Source organism: Micromonospora sp. URMC 107, assembly GCF_051386315.1.
Taxonomy (GTDB): Bacteria; Actinomycetota; Actinomycetes; order Mycobacteriales; family Micromonosporaceae; genus Micromonospora.
In genome coordinates, this window is sequence record NZ_JBPQTK010000066.1 from 20,645 (window position 1) to 31,866 (window position 11,222).

Annotated in this window: 11 protein-coding genes and 1 tRNA gene; 6 read left to right on the forward strand and 6 right to left on the reverse strand. The window is 74.9% G+C overall.

Annotated features, from left to right (window positions below):
* The first annotated feature begins 169 nt into the window (after window positions 1-169).
* On the forward strand, window positions 170-1,465 hold the full coding sequence (locus ACSNN9_RS16655; RefSeq protein ID WP_436674155.1) for an Ig-like domain-containing protein: 1,296 nt from the start codon (window positions 170-172) through the stop codon (window positions 1,463-1,465).
* Between the two features lie 50 nt (window positions 1,466-1,515).
* Here the strand turns inward: ACSNN9_RS16655 and ACSNN9_RS16660 are convergent.
* Both ACSNN9_RS16660 and orn read right to left on the reverse strand, forming a co-directional pair.
* Window positions 1,516-1,588 (reverse strand) — tRNA-His (locus tag ACSNN9_RS16660).
* A gap of 112 nt (window positions 1,589-1,700) precedes the next feature.
* Entirely contained in the window at window positions 1,701-2,291 is a 591-nt protein-coding gene (gene orn / locus ACSNN9_RS16665; protein WP_436674156.1) for an oligoribonuclease, read from the reverse strand.
* Window positions 2,292-2,367: 76 nt separating this feature from the next.
* On the opposite strand from orn, the gene ACSNN9_RS16670 reads away from it, so the two are divergent.
* Window positions 2,368-3,636 carry a glycosyltransferase family 87 protein gene (locus ACSNN9_RS16670; RefSeq protein WP_436674158.1) on the forward strand — a complete coding sequence of 423 codons (1,269 nt, stop codon included), beginning with the start codon at window positions 2,368-2,370 and terminating at the stop codon, window positions 3,634-3,636.
* A 151-nt stretch (window positions 3,637-3,787) separates the two neighbouring features.
* Here ACSNN9_RS16670 and ACSNN9_RS16675 read toward each other — a convergent pair whose 3' ends face one another.
* The 4 genes from ACSNN9_RS16675 to ACSNN9_RS16690 form a co-directional block, all read right to left on the reverse strand.
* A complete protein-coding gene (locus ACSNN9_RS16675; RefSeq protein WP_436674159.1) occupies window positions 3,788-4,822 on the reverse strand; it encodes a hypothetical protein in 1,035 nt (344 codons plus the stop codon).
* Window positions 4,823-4,960: 138 nt separating this feature from the next.
* The gene (locus tag ACSNN9_RS16680) at window positions 4,961-5,698 is read right to left on the reverse strand and encodes a YcnI family copper-binding membrane protein (RefSeq protein ID WP_436674161.1); all 738 of its coding nucleotides are present in this window, start codon (window positions 5,696-5,698) and stop codon (window positions 4,961-4,963) included.
* A 16-nt stretch (window positions 5,699-5,714) separates the two neighbouring features.
* Entirely contained in the window at window positions 5,715-7,370 is a 1,656-nt protein-coding gene (locus ACSNN9_RS16685; RefSeq protein WP_436674162.1) for a copper resistance CopC/CopD family protein, read from the reverse strand.
* Between the two features lie 183 nt (window positions 7,371-7,553).
* Window positions 7,554-8,198 (reverse strand): zf-HC2 domain-containing protein, encoded by a 645-nt coding sequence (locus tag ACSNN9_RS16690; protein WP_436674164.1) that lies wholly within the window; start codon window positions 8,196-8,198, stop codon window positions 7,554-7,556.
* A 107-nt stretch (window positions 8,199-8,305) separates the two neighbouring features.
* Here ACSNN9_RS16690 and ACSNN9_RS16695 point away from each other — a divergent pair, with 107 nt between their 5' ends.
* From ACSNN9_RS16695 to ACSNN9_RS16710, 4 genes are all read left to right on the forward strand, one after another.
* Window positions 8,306-8,896, forward strand: coding sequence for a sigma-70 family RNA polymerase sigma factor (locus ACSNN9_RS16695; protein ID WP_436674165.1), 591 nt, complete (start codon window positions 8,306-8,308; stop codon window positions 8,894-8,896).
* 31 nt (window positions 8,897-8,927) lie between these two features.
* Window positions 8,928-9,452: a MauE/DoxX family redox-associated membrane protein gene (locus tag ACSNN9_RS16700; protein ID WP_436674166.1), complete on the forward strand. Its 525-nt coding sequence runs from the start codon at window positions 8,928-8,930 to the stop codon at window positions 9,450-9,452.
* A complete protein-coding gene (locus ACSNN9_RS16705) occupies window positions 9,445-10,161 on the forward strand; it encodes a DsbA family protein (protein ID WP_436674167.1) in 717 nt (238 codons plus the stop codon). The genes ACSNN9_RS16700 and ACSNN9_RS16705 overlap by 8 nt, the downstream gene beginning before the upstream one ends.
* A partial coding sequence (locus ACSNN9_RS16710) for a hypothetical protein (RefSeq protein WP_436674169.1) occupies window positions 10,158-11,222 on the forward strand: 1,065 nt, incomplete at its 3' end. The genes ACSNN9_RS16705 and ACSNN9_RS16710, both read left to right, overlap by 4 nt.

Genomic DNA, 11,222 nt, shown 5'->3' on the forward strand with positions numbered 1-11,222 from the left:
CGAGCGGCGCACGCCGGGAAAGGCGAGCCGACCTCGGAAAAGCCCCGGACCCTATCAACATCCGGACATCTCGTACGGCGTGTTTCGGTTCACCTTGCGGAACGGGTACCTGTCCCGGTGCGTCAGTGAGGGACGATGGGCAACCGGGGACCACGACTGTGAGGGAATCATGCGAGCTGTCCAGGACCAGCTGATCCGGCGCGGGGGCGACCGGCGGGACGGGCGACGCCGCGGGTTCGCGGCGGCGGTGCTCGCCGTGACGCTCGCGCTGACCTCCGCCTGCACCGACGGCGGTGGGGGCAAGCCATCGGGCTGGCAGAACGGCGACGACCAGCCCGCTCCGCCGAAGGCGGCGGCCACCATCGTCGAGCCCAAGGCCGACGCGAAGGACGTGCCCGCGTCGACCGGCATCACCTTCACCGCCACGGAGGCCGAGGAGACCACCGTCGAGCTGAAGGACTCCGCCGGTGCGGCCGTCGAGGGCGAGCTGGCCGCCGACGGGAAGAGTTGGCTGCCCGCCGGCGCGCTGGAGTACGGCGAGACGTACACCGCGACGGTGACCGCGACCGGCGACGACGGTCGGCCCGCCACGGCGACCAGCACCTTCACCACCATGGCGAAGCCCGACAAGCAGGTCCGGATCAGCAGCTTCCTGGGTGACGACCAGGTCGTCGGCGTCGGCATGCCGCTGATCGTCAAGTTCAGCCGGGCCATCCCGGAGGACTACCGCGACGACGTGCAGAGCCGGATGACGGTCACCTCCTCTCCGGCGCAGGAGGGCATCTGGCACTGGGTCAGCCCGACCGAGATCCGCTACCGCCCGAAGGAGTTCTGGCGGGCGAACAGCGAGGTCTCCTACCGGGTCCAGGCTGGCGGGCTGCCGCTGGGCGACGGCTGGTACGGCCGGGCCGACCTCAGCGTCGGCATCAAGGTCGGTCCGGCGGTGGTCATGACGGTGGACAACAAGACGAAGCGGATGACCGTCACGAAGGACGGCTCCGTGATCAAGACCATCCCGGTCAGCCTCGGCAAGAAGAGCACCCCGTCCTCCAGCGGCACCATGGTGGTCATCGAGAAGCTGCGCAAGACGGTCTTCGACACCTTCGAGGAGCTGGGCCCCGAGGAGGGCTACCGCACCAAGATCGACTACGCCCAGCGGCTGACCTGGGGCGGCGAGTTCATCCACGCCGCGCCCTGGTCGGAGGGGCAGCAGGGCCGGGTGAACGTCTCGCACGGCTGCGTGAACGTCTCGATGGCCAACGGCGCCTGGCTGTTCGCCAACACCCGCGTCGGCGACCCGATCACGGTCAAGGGCACCGAACGGAAGCTCCAGAACGGCAACGGCTGGACCGACTGGAACATGAGCTGGGAGCAGTACGTCAAGGGCAGCGCCCTGCCGTACGAGCCGCCGGCCGAGGCCGCCCCGGAGGAGACCCCCGAGCCCACGGTCACCCCGACCAGCTGAGCCCGCAACGCCGAAGGCCCCCTCCGCGAGGAGGGGGCCTTCGGTCACCGGGTGACTGATGGGAATTGAACCCACGACAACCGGGACCACAACCCGGTGCTCTGCCAACTGAGCTACAGCCACCATGCCGTTCACACCCGATGGATCCGCGCCCGGTCGATCGCCCCGGGCGGGGTGCGGACCAATAATAGCCCCACCCCCGCCCGCTCCGTCCAGCGGGTTCCGCCGGGCCGGCTCAGAGCTCGGCGGCGATCGCCTTGGCGGTCTCCACGTCCGGCCCGGGCAGGGGCACGAAGACGGTCCGCCGGTAGTACTCCAGCTCCCGGATGCTCTCCCGGATGTCGGCCAGGGCCCGGTGCGCGAGCCCCTTCTGGGGCTGGCCGAAGTACACCCGGGGATACCAGCGGCGGCACAGCTCCTTGATCGACGAGACGTCGATCATCCGGTAGTGCAGGTGCGCGTCGAGGCGGGGCATGTCCCGGGTGATGAAGCCCCGGTCGGTGGCGATCGAGTTGCCGCACAGCGGGGCGGTGCGCGGGTCCTTCACGTGGCTGGCCACGTAGTCCAGGACCATCTCCTCGGCCTCGGCGAGGGTCACCGTCGAGCGCCGGACCTCCTCGGTCAGCCCCGACTTGGCGTGCATCGTCGCCACGATCTCCGGCATCCCGGCCAGCGCCGCCTCGTCGGCGTGGATCACCACGTCGACGCCGTCCCCGAGCACGTTGAGGTCGGGATCGGTGACGAGCGCGGCGACCTCGATCAGCTTGTCCCTGCCGAGGTCCAACCCGGTCATCTCACAGTCGATCCAGACGAGAAGATCAGCCACCGGGACAGCCTACGCGCAGCCCACCCGGCCGCGCGCCCGCGCACCGGCGCGCGAGGTGACCGCTAGGGTTTCCCCCGTGCCAGCCGAACCCGCCGCACCGCCCGCCGTCACCGACGACGATCCGGGCGGCCGTACGGTCCGTCGGCTCGTCGCCCTGCTGGCGCTGGCCGCCGTGCTGCCGGCGCTCTACCTGCCCGGCCTGGTGCACGACTTCTTCGACCTGAAGATCTACATGCGGGCGATGGACTGGTGGGCGGCCGGGAACCCGCTCTACGACTACGTGCAGCCCGACCGGGTGCAGGGCGAGCTCTACTTCACCTACCCGCCGTTCAGCGCGCTGCTGCTGCGGCCGTTCGCGCTGCTGCCGCTGGGCGTCACCGTGGCGATCTTCACGGTGCTGACGGGCCTGGCGATCGTGGTCACCACCCGCTGGCTCCTCGCACCGGTGATCGCCCGGCACCGCCTGCCGGGTGTGTTCACCCTCACCGTGGCGGTCCTGCTGGTGCTGGCCGTCGAGAGCACCCGCGAGACGATCACCTTCGGTCAGATCAACATGCTGCTGGTCGTGCTGATCCTGGCGGACCTGCTCTTCGCCGTACCCCGGGCGAGCCGGTGGGCCGGCGTGGGCGTCGGGCTGGCGACGGCGCTCAAGCTCTTCCCGGGCATCTTCATCGTCTACCTGCTGGTCACCCGCCGGTGGCGGGCGGCGGCGGTGGCGAGCGTGACGGCCGCCGCCGCGACCCTGCTCGCCGCGGCGGTCGCGCCACGCGACTCGTGGCGGTTCTGGACCCACGAGCTGTGGGCGACCGACCGGGTCGGCCGCACCGACTACACCGGCAACCAGTCGCTGTTCGGCCTGCTCAGCCGCATCACCGCGCCGGAGAAGCCGAACCAGGCGATCTGGCTGCTGCTGGTGGCGGTCGTCGCCGGGTACGGGCTGTGGCGCGCCGCGCGGGCCGCCCGCGCCGGGGACCCGCTCACCGGCCTCGCCCTGACCGGGCTGGTCGGCGCGCTGGTGAGCCCCATCACCTGGACCCACCACATCTACTGGTTCATCCCGGCGGTGGTCGTGCTGGCGGACGCGGCGCTACGCGCCGACCCCGCGAGCGGCGAGGGCGCCCGGCGGCGACGTCGGCTGGTGGCGCTCGCCGTCGGCACCTCCGCCCTCATCGTGTACGGGGTGGTGACCTTCCACGACTGGGGGATCGCCCCGGTGCGTACGGACTCACCGGGCGAGTTCCTGGTGCGCAACACGTACGTGCTGCTGAGCCTCCTGCTGCTGGTGATCCTGCCGGTGCGGCGGGAGGGCGGCGAGCCCCGCCAAATGGACACTCTTCCCAAGTAGCCTCGTTCATCGCTAATCTGGTCGCAACTACCTCAGACGGCTCTCGGGTAGCACCGATCCCCCGGTGAGGACGGCCCTCCGCGTCGGCAGCGCGGAGGGCCGTCCGCCGTCCCGGCCCGCCAGCTGGCGCGGGGCAGGGAGGGGGCGCGGGTCAGCGCGAGTCGTCGGGCGGCTGCCGGCCGGCGTCGGGAGCGGCGGGGCGGAGGCGGTCCGCCGCGGCGACCGGGTCGGCCGTCTCCTCGGGAGCGACGGGCGGCCAGGCCAGGGTCAGGCTCACCTCCGGCGGCCGGAGCGCCGGGTCGTCTCCGGCGAGGTCGGCGAGCGTCGCGGGGCGGCGGGCGGGCACCGGCCCGATCGCCGCCCGGTCCCCCGTGGGGGCGGCGCCGACCGAGGCGAGCTGACGCTCGGCGACGCGGGACCGGTCGCTGTCCCGGGTCGGCTGCGCGCCGAGGCCGCTGAGCGAGGTCACCCCGAGGCGGCCGGCGAGCACCGGCACCTGGTCCGGCTCGACCACGAAGACCACCTCGCGGGGGCGGACCGGGCGCAGCAGGAGCAGGGCCAGCGCCACCGCCAGCACCCCGCCGGCCAGCAGCCCGGCGGTCGCCGGGGCGGTCCAGCCGGCGCGCAGGCCCGCGCGCAACTCCAGGCTCAGGTCGGCCCGCCCGTCGGGACGCATCACCACCAGACTCAGCCGCCGGTCGGCCAGCTCCGCCGGGGTCCACTCCAGCGCGCCGATCCCCTCGCGTACCCAGAAGGGCCGGCCGATCGGCGCCGATGACGGCGCGGGACCGGCGGACGGCGCGGGACCGGCGGGCTGCAACCGGACCGGCAGCGGTCCCCGGGCCAGCGCCACCCGACGCACCTCGGCGTGCGGAACCGGGTCGAGCCAGCGCCGCACCTCGTCGGCGGGGGCCAGCCCGACGAAGGCCGGGCCGTCGGGCGTGCGGGCGTCCAGCCGGAGCCGGGCCTGCCCGGCGCGGGCGAACGGCGCCTCGGCCCGCAGCAGCTCGTCGACGTCCCGGACGACCACCGCGTGACCCGGGGTCTGCACGGTCTCGAACCGGGCGCTGAAGGCCCCACCCGGGTCGGCCTGCCGGGTGAGCAGCGCGAGCGCCCCGCCGGCGAGCAGCGCCGTGATCCCGACCGTCAGCAGCAGCATGGCGGCGAGCACCCGCACGAACCGCATTCGTCTCGTCCCCCTCCGTAGCCGGATACCCGGCCGACCTTACCGACGCGGGGCGACCGATCAGCGGATATCCACGGCACGGGTCAGGAAAGGCAGCCGGCCCGTCGGATGCTCCGACGGGCCGGCGAGCGGTACGGGTCACACCTGCGACGTCGGCGCCCGCCGCGTACGCGAGAACGCGAGCCCGCCGAGCAGCAGACCACCCACGCCGGCGACCAGGCCGGCCACCGCGAGCCCGGTGGCCACGCCGTCGCTCTCGTCGTCGTCATCGTCGTCGGCCTGCGGCGCGGCCGCACCGGTGGGGGCGGTCGGGGCGGTCGACGGCGAGGCGGCCGTGAGGGCGAGCACCGGGGCGGGGCTCTCCGGCTCCTCGCCGCCGGGGAGCGGCTCCTCGATCCACCGCTGCACGTTGCCGTCGGAGTAGGTCTGCAACGTCTTGAAGACCATCGTCTCGACCTGCGGCAGCGGCCCCATCGAGACCGGGAACTCCTGGAACTGGCCGGGCTTGACCGCCGCGTTGCCGGTGGCCGTCCAGGTCAGCTTGGAGACGACCTCGCTGAGCTGGCTGCCGTGCACCTCCACCGGCGGGTCCACCTTGCGCTTCTCCACCGCCACCGTCCAGCCGGGCACCGGCATCGTCGAGACGGAGCCGACGGGCGCGTTCTCCGGCAGCACCACCTCGAGCTTCGTGGTGGAGGCCGTGTCGCTCTCGTTCGGCACCCGGAAGGCGAACCGGCCGTAGCCGCCCTGGGTCGCCTCCTGCGGGTTGACCGTGACGTGGGCCGAGGCGGGCGCCGCGAAGCCGAGGACGGCGGTGGCGACGGCGCCGAGCGCCAGGGCGGCGGCGACGCTTGCGGTACGCCGGTGACGGATCATGGTGCGAGCCTTCCTGTTACCTGATCGGCACGGTGGCGGTCACCGTGGCCTGGTCGATGTCCGACGTACGGACGGTGACGCGCAGCTGCCACTCCCCCGCCGCCGGGAAGTTGATCTCGCCGGTGGCGTGGTTGTCGGTGAGCGGCAGCAGCGGGACCTGGATGGGTTCGATCCCCGCCGTCGGCAGGGCGACCGTGGCCCGCCACTCCACCACCGGCTGCGGCCGGTTGTCCTTGGTGTACGCGTAGAAGTGCACGGTGTTGTTGCCCCGCTCGGCCGGGTCCAGCTCGACCTGGAGGGAGAAGTTCGGGCTGGAGAGCGTCGTGGAGAAGTAGCCGCCCGTCGAGCCGGCCACGTCGGCGCCGGCGGTGCGGGCCGGGGTGGTCTGCACGAGGACGGCGGAGAGGCCGAGGACCACCGCCGTGATCGCCAGCTCCGCCCAGACCGCCCGCCGCATCGACGTCGGCCGGCCGGCCGCGGTGCGCCGGCGCACCAGCTGCCGCGAGTACGCGGCCACCGCGATCACCAGCGCGAAGAGCCCGATCTTGCCCAGCACCAGCCGCCCGTAGGTGGTGTCGACCAGCGCGCGGGGGGTGGCCACCTCGATCAGCGCCTGGACGGTGCCGGCGAGCAGCAGCGCCGAGACGGCCAGCGCCGCCCAGCGCGACCAGATCGGCAGGATCGCGCCCAGCTCCCGCTCGTCGGCCCGGGGCAGCAGGAAGGCGGCGAGCATCACCAGCCCGCCCATCCAGACCGCCATGCCGCCCAGGTGGACCGTGTCGACGACCACGGAGACCGCCGGGGCGGGCGAGGCCGCCGGGTGCCCGGCCAGCGGCCAGGTCACCAGCGCCGCCGCCCCGAGCACGCCCAGGATGACCAGGTCGCTCCGCTCGACCGGCCCCGCCATCAGGGGCCGGAGCAGGAACGCCGCCGCGGCCAGCAGACCCAGCCGGATCAGGTGCGCGGCGCCGAAGGAGCTGCCGAGCACGTCGCTCAGCCCCTCGCCGGTCACGTCGAACACGTCGCCGCCGGCGGTGTAGGGCACCTGGAGCAGCAGGTTCGCCACCGTGGAGACCGCCAGCAGGCCGAGCCCCGTCCAGGCCAGCCGGGCCGGGCCCCGCCGGGGCAGCCGCCGGGGCCAGAGCGCGGCGAGCACCAGCGCCGGGCCGACGAGCAGCAGCAGGCCGGCGTAGCCGGCGTACTTGGCGACCTTGACCGCGTTGCCGACGAACGGGTCGGCCCGGCTGTCGTCCCCGCTGTCGACCGGGGGCGTCGAGGGCGCGCCGACGGAGTAGGTGAACGCACCCGAGACGGGATGGCTGTCGGTGGAGATCACCCGGTAACTCACCAGGTAGGTGCCGCGCGCGCCGGCCGGATCGACCGGGACGGTGACCACGGTGCCCTCGAAGGTCGGTTCGCCGCGGTCCGCGCGGGAGCCGTCCGGCGCGATCACCCGGATCTTGCCGGGCACCTTGCGCACGGACTCGCTGAACGTCAGCACGACCTCCGCCGGCCCGTTCGACACCACCGCCGAGGCGATCGGGCTGCTGCTCACCAGCACCGCGTGCGCGCTGGCGGGGCCGGCGGGCGCGGTCAGCAGGGCGACGACGGTGACCAGCAGGCCGGCGGTGGCGATCAGCCGGGCGGTCCAGCGGCGGTTGGCGGCACTCATGCCGGCAATGCTCTCGAATCCGACGGGTCCGGCGCGACTCCGACCATGCCCGGGACCGCCGGAACCCGCGCGCCCGGCGCGAGCCCCGCCCCGGCCGACGCCGTCGGCACCCGCGCGCCCGGCGCGGCTCCGACCACGCCCGACGTTGTCGGCACCCGCGCGCCCGGCCCGGACGGCGCGACGTCAGCCATGGCGGGCCAGGAGTGCGGACGACGGCCGGCGGCCCGGCTCGTCGCTGACCCGTCCCAGCGCCCACAGCAGCCCCGCCTGCACCACGGCGGCCAGGTGGCCGACCTCGTGCACCAGGGCGGTCGTCGAGTTGGCGATGTCCACCGCGCTGGTGCCGGCCAGGCAGACCGCCAGCACCAGCGCGACCGGCACGAACGCGCGGGCCCGCTCGGGCCGCCACGCGGCCAGCGCGAAGCCGACGGCCAGCGCCACGTCGAAGGAGGCCATCTCGCGGCTGGTGTGTGGGTCGACGGTCACGCCCAGCCCGGCGAGCAGCATCGGCAGGGCGATCGACAGCTGGGCGACCGCGGCCACCGCGACCGCCACCCGCAGCACCTGGCGGCGGGCCGCCCGGGCCGCCGCCCGTGTGCGCCCGGGCGCCAGCGGATCGGCGGCGACCGCCGCCAGCACCGACGCGGTCAGGTCGGGCACCGCCACCGCCTGCACCCGCACCAGCCGGGTCACCTGCTCGGCCCGGGCCAGCCAGGCACGGCAGCCGGGGCAGCTCTCCGCGTGCGCGTCCAGCACCGCCGGCGCCGCCAGCGGGTCCTCGCCGTCCAGCCGCGCCGACAGCGCCGCGCGTACGTCGTCGCATGTCATGTGGGGGTAGTCGTGCGGCGCGGCGGAATAGTTCCCGAGGTGGCGCAGGCCATGGAAGGGCCGAAGGACCCTCCCGGGCCCGGCCCCGCCGCGTAACCTGGACTGTCGTGATCCCCGCCCCGCGCGAGACCTCCGCCGCCAGCCCGACCGGTGACGCGGGCGCCGCTGCGCGGGAGTCGGCGACCGAGTGGGCGCTGGCCGCCCGCGACGGGGACCCCGTCGCCCAGGCCGCGTTCGTCCGGCTGACCCAGGCCGAGGTGTGGCGCTTCACCGCCGCGCTGATCGATCCGGACAGCGCGGACGACCTGACGCAGGAGACCTACCTGCGGGCGTTCCGGTCGCTGCCGGCGTTCGAGGGCCGCTCCAGCGCGCGCACCTGGCTGCTGGGCATCGCCCGCCGGGCCTGCGCCGACCACCTGCGCACGGTCGTGCGTCGCCGCCGGCTCGGCGAGCGGCTCGCCGCCGACGCCTGGACCGACCGGTCGCACCCGGACCCCGCCGGTCAGTTCGGCGCCGCCGACCTGGTCCGCCGGCTGCCGGCGGAGCGACGCGCGGCGTTCGTGCTCACCCAACTGCTCGGCCTGTCGTACGCCGAGGCCGCCGCCGTGGAGGGGGTGCCGGTGGGCACCATCCGCTCCCGGGTGGCCCGGGCCCGCAAGGACCTCGTCGAGGCGGTCGGCGACGCCCTCGCCGGATGACCGGGAACTTCCGCCGGGGACGGGACGACCAATGATCGTGACCGCACCGCACACCCGGGTCGCCCGCTGGCCCGCCGTCCGTCCCTGGCTCGGTGTCGCCGCCCGGCTGGGCCTGGCCGCCGTGTGGCTGTTCGCCGGCGGCAGCAAGGTCGGTGACCTGGCCGCCTCCGGCCGCGCCGTGAACGCCTACCAGGTCATGCCGTACGACCTCGCCACGGTGATCGGCGCGGCGCTGCCCTTCGTCGAGCTGGCGCTGGGCGTACTGCTGCTGCTCGGGCTGGCCACCCGGCTCTCCGCCGGGGTCTCCGCGGCGCTGCTGGTGGTCTTCGTCGTCGGCATCGTCTCGGCCTGGAGCCGGGGCCTCGCCATCGACTGCGGCTGCTTCGGCGCCGGCGGGGAGCTCGCCGAGGGCCAGAGCCCGAGCTACCTCCCGGAAATCCTCCGGGACCTGGGATTCCTGGCCCTGGCCGGGTTCCTGCTGATCTGGCCCCGCACCCCCGTCTCGGTGGACGGCTGGCTGGCGGGGGACGCATCCGTGGAGGACGAGGATGAGTAGTCGCAAGGGGCAGAAGGGCGCCGCCCGGGTGGTCCGCGAGCAGCTGGCCCGGGAGCGGCGGCGCAAGCGGACGCTCTGGGTCTCCGTGGCCGCCGTGGCCGTCCTGGTCGTCGCCGGCCTCATCGGCTGGAGCGTCTACTCCAGCCAGCGCTCCGACGACTTCACCCCGCCGACCGGCTCGAACGAGGCCGGCACCGGGATCGTCGCCGGCTCGGGCCCGGTCACCGTCGACATCTACGAGGACTTCCTCTGCCCGGCCTGCAAGCAGTTCGAGCAGGCCAGCGGCCCGACCCTCGACCAGCTCATCAGCGAGGGCAAGGTGCGGGTCGTCTACCACCCGGTGGCGTACCTGAACCGCTTCTCCAGCACCCAGTACTCGACCCGGTCGTCGGCCGCCTCCGGCTGCGCGGCGGAGGGCGGCCGGTACCGGGAGTACGCCAAGGCGCTGTTCGACCGGCAGCCGCCGGAGGGCGGCGCGGGGCTCAGCGACGAGGAACTGACCGACATCGCGGCGGGCACCGGCATCGACCGGGACGGCTTCGCCTCCTGCCTGCGGGAGGGCACCTTCAAGCCGTGGACCGAACACGTGACGGAGGAGGCCAGCAAGGCCGACATCACCGGCACCCCGACGATCCTGGTCGACGGCGAGGAGATCGCCGACCGCAGCCCCGAGGGGATCAAGGCGGCGGTGGAGGCGGCCGGCAGGTGATCCGCGACCTGGTGACCCGCGCCGGCGTGGTGCTCGCCGGCGCGCTGACCGCGACGGCCGCGTTCGCCGCGCCCGCCGCCGCGCACGGTGCCGACGCCCCCGACGGCACCGACTACCGCACCGAGGTGAGCGCCGTCGCCCCGGCCCGCCCCGGACTGACCGTACGGGTGGTCGAGGCGGGCGCGCGGCTGGAGCTGACCAACACCGGCGACCGCGCCGTCGAGGTGCTCGGCTACTCCGGCGAGCCCTACCTGCGGGTCGGCCCCGACGGGGTGTACGAGAACGTCCGCTCCCCCGCGACGTACCTGAACCGGACCATCGCCGGGGACACGCGGCTGCCGGCCGAGGCGAACCCGGCCGCCGCACCGCAGTGGCGGCGGGTCGACGGCTCCTCCACCGTGCGCTGGCACGACCAGCGGGCGCTCTGGCGGGAGTCGGCGCCGCCACCACAGGTGCGTGCCGCCCCCGACCGGGAGCACCGGGTGCGGGACTGGACGGTGCCGCTGCGCGCCGGCACCGAGGCGGGAGAGATCCGCGGCACCCTCGACTGGGTGCCGCCGCCGGACGCGTACGTCTGGTGGGTGGTCGCCACGGTCGGGCTGCTGGCCGTGGGGGCGCTCGGGCTGTTGCCGGCCCGGTCCGAGCCGGGCGCGCGGGCGCTGGCCGGGCTCGGCGCGCTGCTGGTCCTCGGCGGGGTGGCCGCGGTGGTGTTCACCGTGGGCCGGGAGCTGGACGCCGGCGCACGGGGCGTCGGCGGGGTGCTGACCGGCCTGCTGGGCGGGCAGGTCTGGGCGCTGCTGACCGGGCTCGGCGCCGTCGCGGCGGGGGCCTTCGCGCTGGCCCGCCGGCCGGCCGCCGACTTCGCGCTGGCGCTGGCCGGGGCCTGCCTGGCGCTCTTCGCGGGGGTGGCGAACGCCGCCGTCTTCGCCCGCGCCGTCGCCCCCGTGCCCTGGCCGGCGTCGACGGCCCGGATCCTGGTCGCCCTGATCCTCGTCGCCGGCGCGGGCGCCACCGCGGCCGGCGCCCTCCGCCTGCACGCCACCTCCCGCCCCCCGCACCCC